Genomic DNA, 453 nt, shown 5'->3' with positions numbered 1-453 from the left:
CGATTGCAGTCTTTGTCATTTTTCCTTGCAACCCAATGAGTTCCCAAGCCCGAAAATGCCCTTAGGCTGGCGATGGTGCAAATGAAAAATCGCGTTTCATTTCAATTTCATTGCCCTCTCAATGCGGCATTTTCAACGCGGATGCGAACGGCAAGCATCATGGCGTTCAAAACCGAGAACAGGATCGCGTAGGCGGGCATGCCGAAGGCAAGCGGCAGGGCGGCAATCTCGCCCGCCACGATCACATAGTTCGGATGGTTGAGAAGCTTGTAGGGACCGGCTCTGACCAGCGTCTCGCCGGGCAGAATAATGATCCGCGTCGTCCAGCGTCCCCTCAGCGTGAAGAGCACCCAGATCCGCAAGGCCTGCAGCACCAGGAACAGTGCAAGCCAGCCCGCTTGAACCGGCTTGCCGGGAGCAAGCAGCCACAGGCCGCCAAGCCAGGCCGCATGC

The 453-nt window shown here is 57.8% G+C and carries 1 protein-coding gene; it reads right to left on the bottom strand.

Annotation, left to right across the window (positions count from 1 at the left end; translation table 11 throughout):
- Positions 1-107: 107 nt before the first annotated feature.
- On the bottom strand, positions 108-453 hold a 346-nt coding region (locus tag AC1DIX_RS27855; RefSeq protein ID WP_477328587.1), incomplete at its 5' end, for an isoprenylcysteine carboxylmethyltransferase family protein.

It is taken from the genome of Massilia sp. 05N420, assembly GCF_056397205.1.
This window is presented reverse-complemented; position numbering and strand designations above follow the sequence as displayed.